The following is a 20,072-nucleotide window of genomic DNA, read 5'->3' on the forward strand; positions in this document are numbered from 1 at the left end:
ATTGAGTGCATTGATCTGACCACGCTTGCGGGTGATGACACCGAGGGCCGTGTGCGCAGGCTCTGTGCCAAAGCGCGGCGTCCGGTGCGCGATGATATTCTGGAAGCCTTGGGGCTTGGCGATGCTGGTATTACCACCGGTGCTGTCTGCGTTTATCCGACCATGGTTCCACATGCGGTCAAGGCGCTCCAAGGTTCCGGCATTCCTGTCGCCTCGGTTGCCACTGGCTTTCCGGCAGGACTGACGCCTTTGCCGCTGCGATTGGCCGAGATCACCTATGCGGTCGAGCAGGGTGCCGATGAGATCGACATTGTGATTACGCGCGAGCATGTTCTGACACAGAACTGGTCAGCGCTTTATGACGAGATTGCCGCGATGCGCGAAGCCTGTGGGGAAGCGCATATGAAAGCAATTCTTGCGACCGGTGATCTCAACACGCTCACCAATGTCTATCGCGCTTCGATGGTGGCCATGCAGGCAGGATCAGACTTCATCAAGACCTCGACCGGCAAGGAAGATGTCAATGCGACGCTGCCGGTCAGTCTGACCATGGTACGGGCCTTGCGTGATTATGGCGAACTGTCCGGCCAGATCGTCGGGTTCAAGCCTGCTGGTGGTCTCAAGACGGCCAAGGATGCGCTGGCCTGGCTCACTTTGATGAAGGAAGAACTCGGCAATCGCTGGCTGGAACCCGATCTGTTCCGCCTCGGTGCTTCATCGATGCTTGGCGATATTGAACGACAATTGGAGCATTTTGTGACCGGACGCTATTCGAGCGCCAACCGTCACGCTGCTGCTTAAACTTGGCTTTTACGCATTCTCCGAACGCAAAAAGCTCACGCAGTTTTGCTGGAAATGCTCGTAAGGATACTATAAATGCGACCCATCAAGGACATTCTGAAGACCATGGAATATGGACCTTCTCCTGAAGCCAACGGCGATGTGAAGCAGTGGCTGGAGCATCATGGCCGCTCGTTTGGCCATTATATCAATGGTGCTTTCGTCAAGCCGGAAGGCCATAAGACCATCATAGTTACCAATCCTGCCAATGGCGACAAGCTTGCAGAGATTGCGCTTGGCACCGCTGACGATGTCGATCAGGCGGTGAAAGCCGCACGCAACGCATTCAACAAATGGTCGAAACTTTCCGGCCATGAACGTGCCAAATATCTCTATGCCATTGCTCGTCATATCCAGAAGCGTGAGCGCTTTTTGTCGGTTCTCGAAGCCATGGACAATGGCAAGCCGCTGCGTGAAACCCGCGACATCGATATTCCATTGGCCGTGCGTCATTTTTATCACCATGCCGGTTGGGCGGAGATGGTCGAAGATGAGTTCAGGGGCTTCTCGCCGGTTGGTGTCTGCGGACAAGTGATCCCATGGAACTTTCCGCTGCTGATGCTGGCATGGAAGATTGCACCGGCTTTGGCTGCGGGTAACACCGTGGTGTTAAAACCCGCCGATCTCACACCTTTGACAGCGATTGCCTTTGCAGAAATCTGCCATGAAGTCGGCCTGCCTGCGGGTGTGGTCAATATCGTGCAGGGCGATGGCACTACGGGTGCGAGCGTTTGCGGCCATGACAGCATCGACAAGGTTGCCTTCACCGGCTCAACGCAGGTGGGCCGCATTATCCGCGAGCAGATTGCAGGTTCGGGCAAGAAGCTCTCGCTGGAGCTTGGCGGCAAATCGCCATTCATCGTGTTTGAAGATGCGGATCTTGATGCCGCCGTTGAAGGCGTGGTCGATGCGATCTGGTTTAATCAGGGTGAAGTCTGCTGTGCGGGTTCACGCCTTCTGGTGCAGGAAGGCATTGCCGAGCGCTTTTATGCCAAGCTGAGAAAGCGGCTTGAGACTTTACGTGTTGGTGACCCACTCGATAAATCCACTGATGTGGGCGCGATTGTTTCGCCTGCACAGGTAAAACGGATTTCCGATCTGATCCAGAAAGGCATTGAGGAAGGCGGCCAGCTTTGGCAGACGCCAAACCCGCTGCCTGCCAAGGGTAATTATATCGCGCCCGGTTTCTTCACCGAGGTTGATCAGGCGGCAACGGTCTGTCAGGTGGAAATCTTTGGCCCGATTGCCGCTGCTACAAGTTTCCGCACGCCCGATGAAGCCGTCGCTCTCGCCAACAATACCCGTTACGGTCTGGCGGCTTCCATCTGGTCGGAAAATATCAATGTCGCGCTTGATCTTGCAGCGCGGGTGAAAGCCGGTGTTGTCTGGATCAATTGCACCAATATGCTGGATGCTGGTGCAGGTTTTGGCGGCTATCGCGAAAGCGGTTACGGTCGTGAAGGCGCACGTGAAGGCCTTTATGAATATCTCACTGCCGATTGGGAAAAAGCACTCGTCGCACCCAAAGCGACGACCGAGGCCTTTATCCCATCCGCTTTGCCATCGAGCACGGACAAGATCGTCATCAATGGCATTGACCGGACGATGAAGAACTATATTGGCGGCAAGCAGGCGCGTCCCGATAGTGGTTACAGCTATTCGGTCACCGGCAAAGGCGGTGCCGTGATTGGTCAAGCGGGCATCAGCAACCGCAAAGACATTCGCAATGCGGTTGAGGCAGCAGCCAAGGCATCAAGCTGGAGCAGTGCCACGGCCCATAACCGTGCGCAGGTGCTCTATTATCTTGGCGAAAACCTTGATGCACGTCGCAATGCCTTCATCAATGGCCTTGTTGAAAGCACCGGCATCAGCGACAAAAAAGCCACCGAGGAAGTCGAAGCATCGCTGCGCCGCATCTTTTATTATGCAGCGCAGGCCGATAAGTTCGATGGTGCGGTGCATGCCACCAAATCACGCCATGTGACACTCGCCATGAACGAACCATGGGGCGTGATGGGCATTGTCTGCCCGGATGAAGCGCCGCTGCTCTCGCTTATCTCGCTGGTACTGCCTGCCATTGCCATGGGCAATCGCACGGTGGTCGTGCCTTCAAGCCGTCATCCGCTGATTGCCGGCGATTTCTATCAACTGCTTGATACCTCGGATGTGCCGGGCGGTGTCATCAACATCGTCACCGGCGAGCGCGATCTGCTGACCAAGACCCTGACCGAACATGATGAAGTGGCAGCGCTTTGGTATTTTGGCTCCAAGGAAGGCAGTGGCATGGTCGAAAAAACATCGGCTGGAAACCTCAAGGCCACCTGGGTCAGCAATGGTCGTCTGCCCAACTGGAGCAACACGCAAGAAGCGCAAGGCCGTGATTACCTGCGCAGAGCCACACAAGTCAAAAATATCTGGGTGCCTTACGGCGCATAAACAATAAACAAAGCCCGCCAAATGGCGGGCTTTACCGTGTCGTTAAAACGCCAAGTTATAAGTTGATTCCAATTATCAAGTTATTTGTTCCGGCGCAAATAACTCATGTTTAAATTGCCTTACAGCTCCCCAGCATAAGAGATTACGCATGGGGGCAGTCTTGCATGATGCCAGACTTCGACATTCAGAGCTATTTTGCCAATGAAGACGGCACAAATCCGCTAAAAGATGCGTTTTCAAAACGCCGTGCGGTTATGCCGTTTCGAGGTACGTCAAAACTTGAATGCGATGATTTGCAACATGCATGGATTGATATTCTGTCAAAACCATCGGCGCGCGGCAAGCGTCTTGCCTATATCCACGTTCCATTCTGCGCCAATCACTGCCTGTTTTGTGGCTTCTACCGCAATGCCTATGTTCCCCAAACTGCGTCAGGCTATGTCGATCTGCTTATAGACGAGATATGCCGTGATGCTTCCAAGCCAGCACTGCGTGATAATCCCCTCCATGCGGTTTATCTGGGCGGCGGTACGCCCACAGCGCTTTCTGCTGACGAATTATCCCGACTACTGATCACCATACGCAAGGAACTGCCGCTTGCGCCTGACTGCGAAATTACCGTCGAGGGGCGCATCATCCATTTCACGGATGATAAGATTGATGCTGTCTTGAAGCGGGTGTGAACCGATTTTCAGTCGGTGTTCAGAGCTTTGATACCGACGTGCGGCGGCGACAAGGTCGAAAGGCCAGTCGCGAGGATGTGATCGGATTTCTGGAAGGTATTAGAGATCGTGATCAAGCAGCGCTGATCATTGATCTGATCTATGGATTACCAGGGCAAATGCTTGATGTCTGGAGACGGGATATTGAAACAGCAGCAGAACTTTGTCCTGATGGTATCGACCTTTATGGACTCAATCTTATTCCCGGCACTCCGCTTTTTACTGCAATTTCCGCAGGCAAATTTCCCGCAGCAGCCGGATTGGGTGACATCGGTATTCTTTATCAGACCGGCGTTGAATTTTTCCGCCGCCGCAACTGGCGGCAGCTAACCAACAATCATTGGGGACGAACCACCCGCGAGCTTAATCTCTATAATATTCTGATTAAGGAAGGTGCTGATTGCCTTACCTTTGGTTCTGGTGCCGGTGGTTCAATCGGGCCTTATATCTATGGTTTAAAAAGCGATCTGGGCAGCTATTCCGAGAGCTTCAAAGCAGGCTTTAAGCCGCTTGGCATGTTGAACAAAGCTGACGGCAATCAGCATCTGCGCAATTTTATAACGGCAAGTTTTGAAGTGGGCTTTCTCGACATTTGCTCAATTGTTGCAGCTTGCCGATCACAGGCTTTCATCGAGTGATGTTGTGCCGCTTGTCTTGCAGTCGCAGCGCGCAGGGCTGCTCACTTTTCACGATAACATTATTGAGCTCAGTGTCGCTGGACGTTTCTGGTACGCCAATCTCATTTCCGCTTTTCAGGACATTCTTCAGGGTCGGCTGATGCTTAACCGCAATGCCGCCTAACCACCTCAATGAATGGAGACAAACATGCAATCACTCAACCATGCAGAAAAAGTTCAACGTATCCGTGCAAGCATTGCTGAAAAGCCGGATGGTATTCTGGAAAGTCTCGCCACCGAATATGATGTGCCGATCCAGACTGTTATTGAATGTGTTCCGGCAGGTGGCGTCACGCGCATTGATGGCAGCCAGTTTGTCGATGTGATGAGTGATATTGCAGAGTGGGGTGACATCACTTTCATCTGCCATTCCAAAGACGCGATTGTAGAATTTTGCGGACCTGTGCCTCACGGCAAACCCGGACATGGCATGTATAATCTGCAAGGCGGATCAAGCGGTCTTTCAGGCCATCTGCGCCACGAAAACTGCAAGGCGATATTCCTTGTTCGCCGTCCTTTCATGGGCGTGGACACATTGTCTGTCCAGTTTTTCAATGGCGATGGCGAGACGATTTTCAAAGTCTATGTTGGCCGCGATGAAAAACGCCAGCTAGCGCAGGATCAGGTCGAGCGCTTCAATCAACTTGCAATCCGTTTTGCATCAAGCGCGGGAAATGCCTGAGATGTCCACGCTTCTGATTTTTGGTGCAAGCCGTGGCGTTGGACTGGAATTGGCGCGTCACGCTTGCGCTAACGGTCGGTCCGTCGTCGCGATGGTGCGGGCAGGTTCAGATGCCACAGCACTTTCGGAAACCGGCGCGCAAATTATTCGGGGTAACGCGTTTGCGTTGAAGATGTTGCGCGCGCCTTTGCGCAGTCTGGCGTAGAAATCGACGTGGTTTCGACATTGGGAGGGCAAGCCGAAGACGGACGCCGTGCGGATGATGACGCTAATATTAAAGCGATTGCTGCGGCAGTCGCAGGCGGGATCACGCGGCGCTTCGTGCTCACCACTTCAATTGGCTGCGGAGAAATGGCTCCATTTCGTTCGGAACGCGCAATTGTAGCATTCTGTGCCGCCGTTGATGCCAAAACGAAAGCCGAAGCCTGTCTGCGCAAATCAAAACTGATCTGGACAATCGTTCGGCCCGGCGGGCTTGTTTCAGAGCCTGCAGCCGGCAAGGGGATTTTGTCAGACGATCCGGAAATGCATGGCTTCATTCACCGTGACGACGTCGCGTTGCTTATACTGCGCATTTTGAGTGATCCGGCAACCATCGGCCGCGCTTTTGCAGTCGTGGATTCCGGGCGTATGCAATGTGCCAATCCAATCACTCTCTTCGCATTGGCACTTATTTAATCAGTTTTTTCGAGCTTAAGCGCTTCAGGAGTAACCAGAATGGATGCTGGTGTTGTTATGATTATCCTGACCCTTCTTTCAGGGGGGGGCTTCAACCTTCGTCAATATCGATAAGCGTGACGAATGTTTGGAGCGATTGGAACGCATTCTCCCTGTTTTAGAAGGCGGCGAAACCAAGCTTAAAGAAGCTGGTTGTTTTTACAGTTCCGCACAGTTCGATGATTTTGATCATTCGATGCCAGAAGACCCGCCGCGATACAGTTTTCTCGTGAGCTTGGATGGGGAACGTGCACTCATCCGTAAGCATCTAAGCGTCGAAGACTGCGCAAAATCCCTTGAGCAACTGCGTAAGGCCAATGTGGGGCAGAAGAATTATTGCACCACATCGACACAGAGCCTGATCGCTCACGGCGGGTGAGAGCGATCCATATATAAGCATAATTGGAGAGGTTATATGGCACAGACTTCCGGTGGGACGGAGCTGAAATCGATATGCTATAAACGCATTGCAGCCTTGTTGCTTTCTGCGTCATTTATCGGCGTTCGATCAGCCTATGCGCAGGAAACAGCGCCGATGACGTGGCTCGATAGGATTACTCTGGTCGGCACGCGAACGGAACTTGCGATCAAGGATAATCCGCGTTCTGTCGCGGTGATCGATGCAAAAGATATCGAACGTCGCCCCACTGACAGCGTTGCTGAGCTTCTGCGCGATATACCGGGTGTCGAGGTGAGCGATGAATCCGTTGCCGGAATGAAGCGTCTGCGCATTCGCGGTGAGAGGTCACGTCGCGTTACGATACTTGTCGACGGGCAGGAAATTACCGATCATAGCACCTATGGAACGCCTATTCTGGTTGATCTCTACACGATTGAGCGTATCGAGGTGGTAAAAGGACCTTCTTCCGTTCTTTATGGCGCAAAGGCAATTGGCGGTGTGGTCAATATCACGACCAAAAAAGGAGCTGATAAGCCTATTCAGGCAGAGGCCGGTGGCAGCTATTTCTCTGTAAGCAAAGGCTGGCAGAGCTGGGCTGCAGTGTCGGGAAACAAGAACGGCTTTGATTACCGCTTGTCGGCATCGACATACAAACATGGAAATCGTGTTGTTCCAAAAGGTATCTATTCATCGACCGGAACACTGGACGATACCTCCTATAATAATCGCGATATCTATGGTCGGTGGCAAGATTGTCTATGGCGCGAAAGCATTCAATGAGTTGGATGAAAATCCCGTGTCGCCTGCGATGCCAGACTGGTCACTGGTTCGTAAATTCGGTGGTTATGCAGCATGGGGTGAGCCGGATGGTGCTGGCAGGCACAGCCTTCGTCGAACTGCAATCTCGACATGTGGTTGTTCAAATAGTTGTGGCGTGCATGGGCATGATCATGCGAGCGCTTGGGGGTCGCATTTGCAGATTGCTGACCTTAAGGTTTTTTTGGCGCATTGGGGTGCGCTTGCTGGGCTGTGTGAGCTGGCGTTAGCACGGTCTCGCAAAGTCAGTGCATTCGCCTAAGATTCGGTGATCTGGCTATGATGCGGTGGGAAAACCCGCCGCATTTTTTTAAGCTTTTCTGATTAAGCTCCCAGTTTCCGGAACGGGCGAGGGAAGCTTTAGAATGAATGTTGGTGCTGAACGCGGCGAATTTGTCAGTTTGATTGCTCCAATACTGGAGCCGATGGCATCTGCTCTCGAGTTCTTTGGTGTAGCCGTGATCTTGATTGGTGTGGCGGTTGCAACGCTTGGCTATCTCAAAGACGTGTTTACGCTTTCCGGTGAAACTGCATATACACGTTACCGCGCAAATCTTGGCCGGGGCATTCTGCTTGGCCTCGAAATTCTCATTGGTGCCGATATTATTGCTACGATTATTTCCCCGCTTACATGGGAAAGCGTTGGCTTGCTGGGGCTGATCGTTCTAATCAGAACCTTTCTTAGTTTCTCTCTCGAAGCAGAAATCGATGGCGAATGGCCATGGAAGCGCCGACGCCGTGAGCGGGGTGCCGATTAGCTCTGGTTTGCTATAATCTGAGCTTCAATAAATTGCCCCCACACATAGTGGGAGCAGTTCGTCTCAATACATAATCGATTGGTGGAGGATGTCATTTGGAAGAAGGTATCTCCAGCAAATAGTTCTTAAACAGGCTTCAGCAGAAGGCGGGCAACAGGCTGGTTGTCGCCAAGATGAAAATCGTTGATTGTGCTTTGGTTCAATTGATCGGAATGAGTGACGCGGGCATGCTGGCGCTGGTGTTCAATCCAGCTTTCGACGATAAAGGCTTCAACAACACGACCGGGAACGGCAACATCTTCCCACACATCCCACCTTATTGCGTCATCGCGGTAGCGGACTGCGCTGAACTTGCGCAAGGCTGCTGTGAATTCGACAAAGCGCTGTGGTTCGATCTTATATTCGATCTCAATCAATACCGGCCCGCGATCACCTTCAGGACGAACAGCCATGACGGGTTCTGCACAATGGTTTGAAGGCGCGAGATCGGTTGTTGCGTCCTTTGGCAGTTGCCATATGCGAGCGAGAACCAATGAAATAACCAAGGCAATGGCAGCGACAACGAGAGCAGTTGTCACATTGAAGCGCGATGCAATCGTACCCCAAAGGATGCTGCCGCCGGTCTTTGCGCCCTGAAAGACCAGCAGATAGACGGCGAGTGCACGTGCCTTAACTCAGCCGGGTGAAGCCATTTGGGCTGCAACTTTGAGCGAAGTCAGCATGCCGATCCGTGCAAGGCCAGCAAGGAACAACACACCGCCTGCAATCCATGCATTTGGCACCAGAGCTAATGTGAGCGTTGCGAAAGAAAACAGCAGTGTTGCCCAGATGGAGATTGTGTTTGCCGTAACATTCTTGCGCAGTTTTTTGAGAAGAAGTGCACCTAGAACGGCTTCCGCACCCATGCATCCAAGCAATGCGCCATAGCCAGCCGCATCAAGCCCCAATTCGCGACTACCCACGAGCGGCAATATCGCTCAAAGTGCACTGCCAAATAGAAATAATCCAGCCGAGCGGATCAGAACAAGGCGCATGGCAGCCGAGTGGCGTGCGTAGCGATAGCCAGCGCGTAGTGCGCCGAAGAGATGCTCTGGCGGGAGTGCTGATTGAAAGGGAGTGCGTTTCCAGAAAACAAGGACGATCAGAACCGCAATTATAGAAACCGCATTGAGGGCGAAGACAGCAGGAATCCCGGCGATTGCAACAATGACACCGCCAAATGCCGGGCCGATGGCACGAGAGATATTGACGCCAAGCCTGTTCAGCATAACCGCATCGGGAAGCGCCTGTTTGTCGACGAGTTCTGGCACAATTGCCTGAAAGACCGGGGCGCTGAGTGCTGCAGATATGCCAAGCACAAAAGTGACACCGAGCGGCATCCAAGGGGGTGTCAGCCCATTGCGGTCAGCAATGCAAACGTTGCGGCAACCCTAAGCCCCAGAACCTGTGCGCTCAACAGCAGTTTTCGACGATTGACGATGTCTGCCATGGCACCTGCAGGAAGAGCGAGCAGGAACATCGGCAAGGTTGTTGCAGCTTGCACAAGTGCCACGAACATCGGGCTTGGCGAGAGTGAGGTCATCAGCCATGCGGAGCCGACATCGTTCATCCATGTGCCGATATTGGATATGATTGTGGCTATCCAAAGCGCTCTGAAAACGTGAAAGCTCAACGGGCCGGAGGAGGCGTCCTGTTTCGGAGAAGTGGCGGCTGTCATCTTGTTTCTTTCTCGAAAATCAGATGCATTGAGGGGAGGGATGCAGCGCACCTGCACATATTATGCGTGGTTTTCGGGGGGGGGTGTATAGAAACACCGGGTCATGTTTGCCCGCCTGAGATGCCGGGCCTATTCATAATTTAAAGTGCTGGCTTTGGAGCAAGTCGCGGCGCATTGTGCTGGCTGCGCCAGTTTGAGCCGTGAACCATCGTATAGGCATAATCGACGCCCATGCCATAAGCACCTGAATGTTCACGCTCGATGTTCATGACGGCATCATAGGTTTCGCGGTGTGCCCAGTCGCGCTGCCACTCAAGCAGAACCTGCTGCCATGTAACAGGGATAACGCCAGCTTGAACCATGCGGTCCATCGCATAGTTATGTGCTTCAAGCGAAGTGCCACCGGATGCATCGGCAACCACATAGATTTCGTAATCGGTATCATTCATAGCGGAAATCGCGAAAGTGGTATTGCAGACTTCAGTCCAGAGACCCGAAACGATAATCTTTTTACGGCCATCGGCTGCACCTTTTGCAAGCGCTTCGCGGACTTTTAGATCATCCCAGGAGTTCATTGAGGTACGCTCAAGAAGCGGAACATCAGGGAAGACATCAAGAAGCTCAGGATAGGTCTGACCTGAAAAGCTATCGGTTTCGACGGTGGTGATAACGGTCGGAATATTGAAAACCTTGGCTGCTTTTGCCAGTCCGGCAGTGTTGTTTTTCAAAACCTGACGATCATTGGACTGAACACCAAAAGCCATCTGTGCTGATGATCAATGAAGATAATCTGGCTGTTGAGTGGGGTGAGGACTTCGAGCTTGTTGAACTCAAACTAGTCGGATTTATAATTGACAACAATTGTGACAATAATTCTTATTATATTGCGTTATATGTAATAATGATGGAGTGGATCAAAACCGGAAATGCAAAAAGCCTCGATGCGCACAACGCACCGAGGTTTCATTTTTTTAGATTGGGCGCTTTTTATAATATGCCTGATCAGGCTGAGCGCAGGAAGTTTGTAAGGCTTTCAAGCTCAGCAGGACGGATTTCGTGCCCGCCCGGTGCGATAAGCGTTTCAACCTTTGCACCTTGCGTTTTGAACCAATCGATCAGGCCTTGCGAGAGCTTGAGCGGTGAGATCGGATCGGCATGACCCGCAGTAATCAAAACCCGTTTACCGGCAAGTTCAGGCTGGGGTTCCGGTGTCCACGGGATTAGCGGGTGCATGAGTGCGGCACGGTCGAATAATCGCGGATCGCGAAACAGCATGGATGCGAGAATATTGGCTCCATTCGAATAGCCGAGAGCATAGATTTCGCGCTCCGGGTTCTGCTGACGAATGTCGCTAACAAACGCCAGCATTTTCGCGGTGCGTAAATTAAGGTCATTCATATCATAGACGCCTTCACCAGTACGTCGAAAGAAGCGGTTCGCACCGAATTCTGAAACGTTACCACGCGGTGCAACAATGCCCGCATCGGGAAGTATTTGCTGGATAAGGCCGGTGAACTGATGCTCGTTGCCGCCAGTTCCATGCAATGCGATGACAATCGAGGAGCTAGCCACACCTTCTTGTCGGAAGGTGTGATAATCGTTTCTGCTCATGATGATCCTCCAACGGTAAAGGCCTCCGGCACAGCCGGAGGCAGCCGATTATTTTTCGGTTAGAGGGATAAGATTGGCTTCGATGCGATCGCGATATGCCTCATAGCGGCTCGGCAGTTTGAGTGCTTCGCCAAGATGTGCCGTATCTTCGTCGCGGTCAAAGCCGGGCTCATTGGTGGCCACTTCAAACAACACGCCGCCCGGTGTGCGGAAATAGATCGCCCAGAAATAGTCGCGATCAATCACCGGCGTCACGTTATAGCCGGTATCCAACAGCGCTTTGCGCACTTCAAGCTGTGCGGCACGATCCGGCACCGCAAAGGCGATGTGGTGCACAGAGCCTGCGCCCTGACGTGCAGCCTGCGCCGAAGGTAAAGCTTCGAGGTCAATCGTATCGGCGCCATTACCATTCGGGATGATGAAGCGGCTGACATTGCCTTGGGTTTCAACACGTTCATAGCCCATGAATTTGAGCAGTTCTGCACTGGCATCAATATCGTGAAGACGCACGCGCGCACCGCTGAAGCCCCGGATGGCGACATCTTCAGATACGCCAGCGCTGATCCATGGCGCACGCTTGTCATCGGTCGTCTCAACAAGCGCAAAACCATCGCCATCCGGTCCCTGAAAACGCAGACGTTCAGCACCAAAGATGCTGTCTGCTTCAAGTCCGGTTACGCCATTTGCAACCAGACGGTCTTTCCAGAAACCAAGCGATCCTTTTGGTACGGAAAATTCTGTTTCGCCTACTTCGCCGACGCCCGGACGACCGCGAACGATGTTTGGGAACGGGAAATAAGTCATGACGGAGCCGGGGGTGCCGACTTCATCGCCGTAATAAAGGTGATAGACACTTGGTTCATCGAAATTGACAGTCTTTTTCACACGACGCAGGCCGAGTGTGTCGGTAAAGAAGCTGTTGTTCTGGCGGGCATCGGCTGCCATTGATGTGACGTGGTGAAGGCCCTTGATCTGGTTGAGCATGATATTTGCCTTTCTGCGGTATGTCCGCTTCGAAATCTTGTTGAGGCAAATCTAATAAGATTGATCGTTAACAACAATTGATGCAATAATTTCTATTCTATTACGCAGGATGCAATAATTGATATGAATGAGCTCAAGGCGCTGAAAACCTTTCTGCTGGCCGCTGAAAAGCGCAATTTTGCGCAAGTTTCACGAGAATTGGATATGACGCCCGCCTCCGTGACCCGCACGATTGCAGCACTTGAGGAAGGGCTGGGTGTCCAGCTTTTCGTGCGGACGACAAGACAGGTTTCGTTGACGAGCGATGGTGCCGTGTTTGCGGCGCGTATCGAGCCTGCGGTCAATGCGCTGGAGGAAGCAAGACTGGAACTGATGAATGTGCACAAGGCCGATCAGGGACGGTTGCGGATCAATGCGCCTATGTCTCTTGGTCAGCAGGTTTTGCCACAAATCCTTTCTGCATTTCGAGAACTTTACCCAAGGATTGAAGTAGAGCTTTCTCTTACTGATCATATGCTTGATATTGTTGAGCAGGATTTTGATCTTGCGATCCGTATTTCAGGTGCGCCATCGGATAAGTTCACGATTTGGCGCAAGATCAGCGCGATCAAGCGTATTCTGGTGGCAGCACCCGGTACGCCTTATGTTGATGCAAGGCATCCGACCGAGCTTTCTACAGATGGCTGCCTTGGTTATAGTTCTGAAAGCAGGCGCGAAAACTGGGTGCTATCCGACGGGAATGCGACGATTACGGTTTCAGCTGGCCGCATGATCAGTGCAAATAACGGTGAGGTGCTGGCGAACATGGCGGCCGATGGGGCAGGCGTTGCTATGTTGCCGGTGTTTATCGTAGCTGAGCATCTGCGCACTGGACGTCTGGTTCAGATATTACCGGAATGGTCGCCGCCACAACTTTGGCTCACGCTTTACTATCCGCCGTTTCAGAAATTGCCGCCGCGCATTGCAACATTTTCGGATTTCTTTGAGCAGGAAATCAAGGCAATCATCACGCGGATGATTTAGCGCATGTCTGCCAAAGGTGGGAACCGGTTTTTGGAGACATGCTTAAAAACAGATGGATAGAGCGAGCGCGGTGGATACGATTAAGCGCCACGCGCTCTAGCTGTTATCAAAAAGCTTGTTCCGGGCGGAAGTAAGAGTGAAGGAATAAGGTGCCTCAACCATTTTTCAACGCTTCATCGCCGATAAATATTTCTATAGTATATTTTAGAATAGAATATTATGCCTTATTATCATTGGTGATGTAATTAATATTATCTCCGGGTTTTATCAATCTTGGAGATATTTATGGTGGGGAAATTAAATTTAAAGTCGCTGTTTTTCAGTGCTGTTGCCGCGATCACCTTTGCTGGTTCGGCCTCGGCATCTGATGCGCTCGTTAAAGCTGATTGGTTGCAGGATAATCTCAAAAGTGCGAATGTTCGTGTCTTCGAGGTGAGCGTCGATGCAGGTGTTTATGAGCGCGGACATATTCCGGGTGCGGCTCATCTGAACTGGCACACGGACCTTGTTGATCCGGAAAAGCGCGATATCGCCACGCGTGAATCTTTTGAGAAGCTTCTTCGCGATGCAGGCGTCGATAAGGATACAACAATTGTTCTTTATGGCGACAACAATAACTGGTTCGCGGCTTGGGGTGCATCTGTGGACGCCCCCTAGAATGCAAGACAAATTTTGATTTTATGGAGTGTAGTTGAGCACTGTCATCTGTCCGGCCTCTTTGTTGGCTTTTTAGATGCCAGGGCCAATATGGGAGTTCGTGGACCAGATCCAAATCATGGATGCGTGCTTGAGCACGATGCACCAAACTGGTTTTTCTGATCCCGTCTCATCAACTGTTACGCCATATAATCCTTTGTCTGTCCTACACCCTTACGACGGCTCTAACGGTGAACGACTACTGCATCACCGCCGGAGCTTTGTAAATTTCACCCGTTGCCATCAGTGCCCAGACAATCCGAGCCATCTTGTTGGCAAGGGCTACGACAACCAGCATACGTGGTTTGCACGCAATCATGCGCGCCAGCCACGATCCCTTTGGGGCGCCCTTACGCACTGCATGCATCACCACGGTACTCGCTCCGATAATGAGCAAACGCCGCAAGGTTCGCTCCCCCATCTTCGACGTGGCTCCCAGTCTCTGTTTACCGCCGGTCGATTTTGTAATGGCGTCAGCCCCAGCCAAGCGGCGAAGTCACGTCCCTTGGTGAAGATGGCAGGGTCAGGAGCAAGAGCCCTCAGCGTGATCCCATGATTGCAAACACAGCACGTGCGGCTTGCGGCAGCCCACTTGTGGGATCATCGACAACCGCGACAAGCCTTGCGACATGCGAAGTCCCCTGAGCAACGATCCAGCCATATTCGGCAAGCTGGCCCCGCAGCGCATTGATGAGCTGGGTGCGTTGGCGGACCAGTAAATCCCGGGCACGGAACACGGCAGAACCGCTTGCTGTTCCTCACTCTTGACTGCAACGAAGCGCATAGTCGGTCTCTGCGCTGCCTCGCAAATCGCCTCAGCATCTGCCATGTCATTCTTTTGGTGCTTTACAAAGGGCTTCACCTATTGAGGCGAAATCAGCTTGACGTTGTGGCCCAGTTTACCGATTTCGCGCGCCCAATAATGCGCACCACCACACGCTTCCATAGCGACAAAACATGGCGATTGCCTGGAGAAAAACTCAAGGACTTTGTTCCGCCGAAGCTGTTTGCGCAAAACAACAGCGCCAGCGGCATCAGCACCGTGAACCTGAAAAACATTCTTCGCCAGATCAAGACCAATTATGCTAACTTCCATTGCGGACGCCTCCTCTTCTCGTGGCTGTTTAAACACCACCCACTATGGCACATCGATGCCGCCGAGGGGCGTCAACCCCATCATGGATATTCGAAGTCTATGGCCTTGGTGATCAGGTAAAACTGCTTGATGGTGGACGTAAGCTCTGGGAGGCAAAAGGCCTGCCGCTCGATACGGCAGCGCACGATTATGCAGATTCAACCATCGAACTTCCCGAGCGTGATAATTCTGTGCGTGCACGGTTTGCAGATGTGGTTTCGGTTGCCGAAGGCAAAGGTGAAGCCAAGCTTGTCGATATTCGCTCGGCTGACGAATATTCCGGCAAGATATTCGCCCCGGAAGGCGTGAAGGAACTCTCTGTTCGCGCAGGGCATATACCGGGAACGGTTAACGTCCCTTGGGGCAAAATCGTCAACGAGGATGGCACATTTAAATCGCCTGAGGAGATCAAGGTGATCTATGCCGAACAGGGCATTGATGGTTCAAAGCCGGTCATTACCTATTGCCGTATTGGTGAGCGCTCGAGCCATACATGGTTCGCACTGAAAAAGATCCTCAGTTACGATGTCCGCAACTATGATGGCTCGTGGACCGAATATGGAAATGCTGTAGGCGTGCCGGTTACCAATCTCGCGGGCACTGTCTGGACCGGCAAGTAATTACGGTTCAATGCATCAGAATGGCTCGAAATGGACGAAGCCTTACGACTTCGTCCATCAGGCTTATCAAATGAATGGTTGTCGCATGCGCCTAGCACTCTCCCGGATGAGCGCGGTTTTTATCCTCGCAGCACTGGTTCTCTGGAGTATTTTTCTAGCAAGCGATGCGCCCGGCAGAGCGCTGTCGTTCTCGTTGCTGGCGGGATGCGCATTTGGCATTGTACTGCAAAGAGGGCGTTTTTGCTTTCTCTGTAATTTACGCGATTTTGTAGAAGATCGTGATCCCACAGGCATTTTGTCTATCATCATAGCACTGGCTGGCGGGATAGTTCTCTATCAGATCGTGTTGGGAGCATGGGTTCCCATTCCACAGCCAGACCGCCTGCCGCCCGGCGCGCATATCGGGCCGGTAGGGGTCGTGCTTGCTTCAGCATCACTCGTTTTCGGGCTTGGCATGGCTATATCGGGCTCATGCCTATCAGCCCATTTCTATCGACTTGGTGAGGGAGCTTTCGGTTCTATCGCAGCACTTATCGGTGCGGGTATTGGTTTTCTAATGGTTTTTTTGACGTGGAACAACCTCTACACATTGACCGTCTATAGTGACCCGGCCATCTGGCTCCCCGGCATTTTTGGCTATGTTTTTACGACGGTTATTTCTCTGGCTGTTTTGGCTTCAATCGCAATCTTTGTTCTTAAACGATCCAAGAATGACGACAGAGATCGTAGCAGCGCAAAGAATATCAGCAACGCCGAAGCCATTTTTGTGAAACGCTGGCCACCCATTATAACAGGACTGCTTGTGGCAGCTATAAGTGCATTCGCCTATTTGCGCGTTGCCCGTCTCGGTGTCACTGCAGAACTGGGAAGTCTCGTCCGAACTGCAGCTTCGTCCTCATCGCTCATACCCGAAACCCTTATTGGCCTTGATACCGTTCGTGGGTGTATCTGTGCTGTCAAAACTGCCCTGCTTTCTCCGAACGGGGTATTTGTGATTGGTCTTGTTTTGTCCAGCTTTGCTTCTGCTTTGATTGCCGGGCAATTCAGGCCGTCATGGCCATCGTTAAAAGGATTGGCAGAGCGTTTTATAGGTGAAGTCCCTATGGGCTGGGGTGCATGACTGGGTTGGGTTGCACCGTTGGCGTGCTGTTATCCGGTATTCATGCTGGTGCCTTATCGGGCTGGGTGTTTCTTGTCTTTTGCACAGCAGGTGCTTTGGCAGGTCTTCTAATGATTTCCCGCTTGAGAAAATCGGCTTGAAAAGAAGAAAGGTCAGCCGACCAAAAGCGTCTTTTTGCGATGCACCGCCTGTCGAATTCTTATTTTCCACGGTGTTTCAACGCTTGTATCTTCGACCAGAGCTTTATCGGAAAAGAAGTCGCTGACGGTTTGTTGTTTGATCGTTTTCCCACCGAGTGGCAGAATAACCGTCGCATTGCGCTCAACAAAATCCATGTCGTGACACACCAGAATGACAATGCGCCCCGATTGTTTTTCTTCCGCAATGATCTGCTCAAGACGTTCGGTCCACCCTCTGTCCAAGCCGCGTTGAGGCTCATCAAGAAGCAATATATCCGGGCTGTTGGCTAATACGCAGGCGAGCGTCAGAAAACGACGGCTCGCATAATCGAGATCAAGTGGGTGGTGGCTTGTGAAGGATGAAAGTCCTGTTCTTTCGAGTGCCGCCGAAACTCTTGCGTCAATCTGTTGTTGTTCCAGCCCGAATTGTTTTGGTCCAAAGGCAATCTCGTCTTCAACTGTCGAAGCAAAAAGCTGTTGTTCAGGGCTTTGAAAGACAGTGCCGATATGGCGAGCAATTTCGTGTATCTTAAGTTCCGACAGATTTTTACCATCAACGTCAACATGGCCGCTTAGTGGTTTCAGAAGCCCGTTCAGCAATCGCAAAAGCGTACTTTTTCCCGCGCCGTTTCTGCCGATGATTGCCAGAACGTCTCCGGGATAGAGTGTAGCGTTAAGATCATCAAATAGTGGGGTAGAGGATGGATAGACAAACCAAAGGCGATTAATTTTTAACATTGCTGAGACTTTCAATGAAAGCATCGAACTCTGCGGGTCCGATCGGAAGCGTTGTTGGGCTGGTTAATTTGTGTTTTTCGCCCAAAAAGGAAACAATCGCCTGCGTCACGGCGGGTAATCCAAGACGTTCTACAAGTTGCGGGTTGAATAAAACCTCACGCGCATTGCCTTCCGCAAAAATGGTCGAATTATCTAAAAATATGAAGCGCTCTGCAAGTGTTGCTGCGAGACTTGGGTTGGTTTCGAGCAAGATGATTGTCAGATCGGACGACAGTCCATCAAACACATTAAGCATGGCATCACGGGATTCAGGATCGAGATTCGTAAATGGTTCGTCCAGAACAAGTACTTGCGGTTTTAAAGCCAGAGACGCAGCGATGACAAGGCGTTGCTGCTCTCCGCCTGAAAGACTAAACGGACTGCGCTCTAACAAATGGCCGAGATTGGTGACATCGACTGCGAAGTCAACACGTTTACGGATTTCATGGGCGGGGAGACCTAAATTCTCTGGCCCAAAAGCAATTTCTTCTTCTACCGTGAAAGCCCGGCCTGAAAGATGCTGGACCGGAATTTGCCCCACGAGTTGTATTGCTGAGGCACGTTCGGAGCTTGAATAGTCCTTCCACGGACGTCCTTTGAAAAGTACATTTCCAGAGGTCGTAGAATTTACATTCCAGCCAGCAAGCAGGCGGCCAAGAGAAGACTTTCCAGAACCGTTGCCGCCCAAAATTGCAAGTCGCTCAGACTTATTAATCTCGAAACTCACGTCGTGCAGAATAGTTTGATCGCCAAAAGCCAAACTCAGATCTAAAACTTCAATCAACGCCATAATGCATAGCCAATTTGCAGGACCGATAACAGATAAAGCACACGGCGGAATTGCTTTTCACTACCGCTGTCTTTTTGGGCGTGAAGGGTTGTTCTATAGGGCAATGCGCGAAATCCGCGGGCGTTCAAAACGTCTGCGCGTTCATGGGCGTCCGAGAGTGCACTCGTGACCAAAGGCACAACCAGCATCGACAATGCATTCAGGCGCGATTTTACGCCGGATTCCGTATTCAGTCCTCTTGAACGTTGCGCGTCTTGGATGGCCTTGGCGCGCGCGCCGAACTCATCAAGAAGCAGGAGCGGGGAAGCCAGCAGATAGGAAACGCCGGGAGGAAAGCGTGCCACATCGAACGCCCGCAGTAATGTAGATGGATGTGTTGATGATACAAAAAGCAGGGAGCCCGCCAGCATCAGCGAAATGCGCCCTGAAAGCAGAGCCGCATGGGCCAATCCGTCAGCGCTGTATCTTAGATAACCAGTTGATATAAAATCATTCTGCGGGAGAATTAGTCCATGAAAAATGAAAACAGCGAGCACAAACGGCAGTGATAACAGAGCGAAGCGCTTGAGCACTTTTCCCTTAAAGCCGAACGGTATGGACAGTGCCACCAGAATGAAGCTGGATAGCCAGAGCGCTGGCCATGACAGCACGAATGACAGCGCAATGATCCAGACAAGCAAGGCAAGCTTGGTCAATGGGTTAGCCCGGTGGAGAATGCTCTCCCCCGGGCTGAAAATAAAGGAATTATGTGAACTCATGCTTTGCGGCTATATTTCAAATAGGAGTAGCCGGATGACAGGCGTTCGGGAAGCTTGCTGATGATGGCCCAGACCAGAAGCGCGCTGATGACCTTATCGGCGATATTGGCGGTGAATACTGTGACTGCGACCGAGCTTAACAAGGTCTGTCCGACATTTGCCAGATAGGCGATGAAGAAGTCAGCGCCTGAACCCGTCACCCCACCAAACAGATAAATACGGATAGGCACTGCAACCACGGTAAGAGCAGCGGCAATCACAACACCGGACAACGCTGCCTGCCAGAATGTTCTGAACCAGCCAGCACGAGCCAAAAGACCCGCAACAACGCCAATGACCAGTGCGACGGGTGCGAAAGCAGCAGCGACTGGTGCGAAGATCAGCCCGATTATAAGATTTGTGAGAAGACCGGTTAAGCCGCCTGCAATTGGCCCCGCCAGCACAGCCACCAGTATGGTGCCGATGGAATCGAGGAAGATTGGCAGCCGCAGCAGATCGTTGAGCTGTCCACCGACAATATTGATCACAATCGCCACAGCGATGAGCGCGAGTATCCGCGTATCGAAATGAGTTTTTGCTATAGCCGTCATCGGCTTACCCCCTGTTAAAATTTG

The 20,072-nt window shown here is 51.9% G+C and carries 19 protein-coding genes and 6 pseudogenes; 16 read left to right on the top strand and 9 right to left on the bottom strand.

Annotated elements, in window-relative coordinates:
- The 12 genes and pseudogenes from deoC to CEV31_RS18640 form a co-directional block, all read left to right on the top strand.
- On the top strand, nt 1-801 hold an 801-nt coding region (gene deoC, locus CEV31_RS18590; RefSeq protein ID WP_143850987.1), incomplete at its 5' end, for a deoxyribose-phosphate aldolase.
- A gap of 75 nt (nt 802-876) precedes the next feature.
- The gene (locus tag CEV31_RS18595) at nt 877-3,276 is read left to right on the top strand and encodes an aldehyde dehydrogenase family protein (RefSeq protein WP_169717400.1); all 2,400 of its coding nucleotides are present in this window, start codon (nt 877-879) and stop codon (nt 3,274-3,276) included.
- Between the two features lie 164 nt (nt 3,277-3,440).
- Nucleotides 3,441-3,959, top strand: a complete 519-nt coding sequence (locus tag CEV31_RS18600; protein WP_094509372.1) for a radical SAM protein — start codon at nt 3,441-3,443, stop codon at nt 3,957-3,959.
- Nucleotides 3,956-4,636: a hypothetical protein gene (locus CEV31_RS18605; protein WP_094509374.1), complete on the top strand. Its 681-nt coding sequence runs from the start codon at nt 3,956-3,958 to the stop codon at nt 4,634-4,636. Before CEV31_RS18600 ends, CEV31_RS18605 begins: the two co-directional genes overlap by 4 nt.
- Nucleotides 4,637-4,640: 4 nt before the next feature.
- Nucleotides 4,641-4,799, top strand: a complete 159-nt coding sequence (locus CEV31_RS21180) for a hypothetical protein (protein WP_169717401.1) — start codon at nt 4,641-4,643, stop codon at nt 4,797-4,799.
- 24 nt (nt 4,800-4,823) lie between these two features.
- On the top strand, nt 4,824-5,357 hold the full coding sequence (gene hutX, locus CEV31_RS18610; RefSeq protein WP_094509593.1) for a heme utilization cystosolic carrier protein HutX: 534 nt from the start codon (nt 4,824-4,826) through the stop codon (nt 5,355-5,357).
- Nucleotide 5,358: 1 nt separating this feature from the next.
- Entirely contained in the window at nt 5,359-5,562 is a 204-nt protein-coding gene (locus CEV31_RS18615; RefSeq protein ID WP_094509376.1) for a Rossmann-fold NAD(P)-binding domain-containing protein, read from the top strand.
- An 8-nt stretch (nt 5,563-5,570) separates the two neighbouring features.
- Entirely contained in the window at nt 5,571-6,035 is a 465-nt protein-coding gene (locus CEV31_RS18620) for an NAD(P)H-binding protein (RefSeq protein WP_235818171.1), read from the top strand.
- Nucleotides 6,036-6,171: 136 nt separating this feature from the next.
- Nucleotides 6,172-6,453, top strand: coding sequence for a hypothetical protein (locus CEV31_RS18625; RefSeq protein WP_094509380.1), 282 nt, complete (start codon nt 6,172-6,174; stop codon nt 6,451-6,453).
- Nucleotides 6,454-6,609: 156 nt separating this feature from the next.
- Entirely contained in the window at nt 6,610-7,254 is a 645-nt protein-coding gene (locus tag CEV31_RS18630) for a TonB-dependent receptor plug domain-containing protein (protein WP_235818179.1), read from the top strand.
- Nucleotides 7,205-7,509 (top strand): annotated as a pseudogene (locus CEV31_RS18635) (amidohydrolase); the annotation flags it as partial. The gene CEV31_RS18630 and the pseudogene CEV31_RS18635, both read left to right, overlap by 50 nt.
- A gap of 146 nt (nt 7,510-7,655) precedes the next feature.
- Nucleotides 7,656-8,048, top strand: a complete 393-nt coding sequence (locus CEV31_RS18640) for a DUF1622 domain-containing protein (RefSeq protein WP_094509384.1) — start codon at nt 7,656-7,658, stop codon at nt 8,046-8,048.
- A gap of 125 nt (nt 8,049-8,173) precedes the next feature.
- Here the strand turns inward: CEV31_RS18640 and CEV31_RS18645 are convergent.
- The 4 genes and pseudogenes from CEV31_RS18645 to CEV31_RS18660 form a co-directional block, all read right to left on the bottom strand.
- Nucleotides 8,174-9,765, bottom strand: a pseudogene (locus tag CEV31_RS18645) (MFS transporter).
- A gap of 140 nt (nt 9,766-9,905) precedes the next feature.
- Nucleotides 9,906-10,555, bottom strand: a pseudogene (locus CEV31_RS18650) (hydrolase).
- A 212-nt stretch (nt 10,556-10,767) separates the two neighbouring features.
- Nucleotides 10,768-11,376, bottom strand: coding sequence for an alpha/beta hydrolase (locus CEV31_RS18655; RefSeq protein WP_094509386.1), 609 nt, complete (start codon nt 11,374-11,376; stop codon nt 10,768-10,770).
- Between the two features lie 48 nt (nt 11,377-11,424).
- Entirely contained in the window at nt 11,425-12,360 is a 936-nt protein-coding gene (locus CEV31_RS18660; protein WP_094509388.1) for a VOC family protein, read from the bottom strand.
- Between the two features lie 123 nt (nt 12,361-12,483).
- On the opposite strand from CEV31_RS18660, the gene CEV31_RS18665 reads away from it, so the two are divergent.
- Nucleotides 12,484-13,383, top strand: a complete 900-nt coding sequence (locus tag CEV31_RS18665; RefSeq protein WP_094509390.1) for a LysR family transcriptional regulator — start codon at nt 12,484-12,486, stop codon at nt 13,381-13,383.
- Nucleotides 13,384-13,668: 285 nt separating this feature from the next.
- Nucleotides 13,669-14,022: pseudogene (locus CEV31_RS18670) on the top strand (sulfurtransferase); the annotation flags it as partial.
- 256 nt (nt 14,023-14,278) lie between these two features.
- On the opposite strand, the pseudogene CEV31_RS21590 reads toward CEV31_RS18670, so the two are convergent.
- A pseudogene (locus tag CEV31_RS21590) lies at nt 14,279-15,175 on the bottom strand (IS110 family RNA-guided transposase).
- Nucleotides 15,176-15,243: 68 nt separating this feature from the next.
- Here CEV31_RS21590 and CEV31_RS18680 point away from each other — a divergent pair.
- Nucleotides 15,244-15,834, top strand: a pseudogene (locus CEV31_RS18680) (sulfurtransferase); the annotation flags it as partial.
- Between the two features lie 106 nt (nt 15,835-15,940).
- Nucleotides 15,941-16,954, top strand: a complete 1,014-nt coding sequence (locus tag CEV31_RS18685) for a YeeE/YedE family protein (RefSeq protein WP_328587698.1) — start codon at nt 15,941-15,943, stop codon at nt 16,952-16,954.
- A gap of 152 nt (nt 16,955-17,106) precedes the next feature.
- Here CEV31_RS18685 and CEV31_RS18690 read toward each other — a convergent pair whose 3' ends face one another.
- The 4 genes from CEV31_RS18690 to CEV31_RS18705 are packed head-to-tail and all read right to left on the bottom strand — an operon-like array spanning nt 17,107 to nt 20,048.
- The gene (locus CEV31_RS18690) at nt 17,107-17,871 is read right to left on the bottom strand and encodes an energy-coupling factor ABC transporter ATP-binding protein (protein WP_169717402.1); all 765 of its coding nucleotides are present in this window, start codon (nt 17,869-17,871) and stop codon (nt 17,107-17,109) included.
- The gene (locus CEV31_RS18695) at nt 17,858-18,700 is read right to left on the bottom strand and encodes an energy-coupling factor ABC transporter ATP-binding protein (protein WP_094509396.1); all 843 of its coding nucleotides are present in this window, start codon (nt 18,698-18,700) and stop codon (nt 17,858-17,860) included. The genes CEV31_RS18690 and CEV31_RS18695 overlap by 14 nt, the downstream gene beginning before the upstream one ends.
- Entirely contained in the window at nt 18,691-19,458 is a 768-nt protein-coding gene (locus CEV31_RS18700) for an energy-coupling factor transporter transmembrane component T family protein (protein ID WP_094509398.1), read from the bottom strand. The genes CEV31_RS18695 and CEV31_RS18700 overlap by 10 nt, the downstream gene beginning before the upstream one ends.
- Nucleotides 19,455-20,048 (bottom strand): ECF transporter S component, encoded by a 594-nt coding sequence (locus CEV31_RS18705; protein WP_235818173.1) that lies wholly within the window; start codon nt 20,046-20,048, stop codon nt 19,455-19,457. The genes CEV31_RS18700 and CEV31_RS18705 overlap by 4 nt, the downstream gene beginning before the upstream one ends.
- Between the last annotated feature and the right edge of the window lie 24 nt (nt 20,049-20,072).

Source organism: Brucella thiophenivorans (assembly GCF_002252445.1).
Taxonomy (GTDB): domain Bacteria; phylum Pseudomonadota; class Alphaproteobacteria; order Rhizobiales; family Rhizobiaceae; genus Brucella; species Brucella thiophenivorans.